The following is a 405-nucleotide window of genomic DNA, read 5'->3' as shown; positions in this document are numbered from 1 at the left end:
AATGTTGATTTCACCGCTAACATTATTGCCAGGATCTCGTCAGTGCTTTCTCTTTTTTGTCACTAAATCACAAAATTTGGTGATGAACCCCAATTAATTTTCCACTTGAATCTTTAATAGCTAAACAAACAAAAGAATAGTAATTTGTTTCAAAGCATTGACCTTTTTCCATACCATGCTCCTCAATACCTTTCAAAGCATCAACTTCATTAATTCGTTCTAATTTAATATCTAAAATATAGCCATTTTGGACAAAAAATTGCTGATACTGGTTAAGTATATCCACGATTATTTCTTCAATTTGTTCTTCTAGTGTAACCCGAGTTCGACAGTCACTAGGCAAACAAAATGCCTCTCGCCCCTTGATACAAAAGGGATCGGAGGCATTTGGGCACACTTCGGGCG

The 405-nt window shown here is 36.0% G+C and carries 1 protein-coding gene; it reads right to left on the bottom strand.

The window, feature by feature from the left end; translation table 11 throughout:
• Positions 1-67 precede the first annotated feature (67 nt).
• Positions 68-405 (bottom strand): hypothetical protein (locus T260_RS1000000139770; RefSeq protein WP_033027128.1); only part of this gene is annotated, 338 nt, incomplete at its 5' end.

Source organism: Geobacillus thermopakistaniensis (genome assembly GCF_000498995.1).
Taxonomy (GTDB): domain Bacteria; phylum Bacillota; class Bacilli; order Bacillales; family Anoxybacillaceae; genus Geobacillus; species Geobacillus thermoleovorans.
This window is presented reverse-complemented; position numbering and strand designations above follow the sequence as displayed.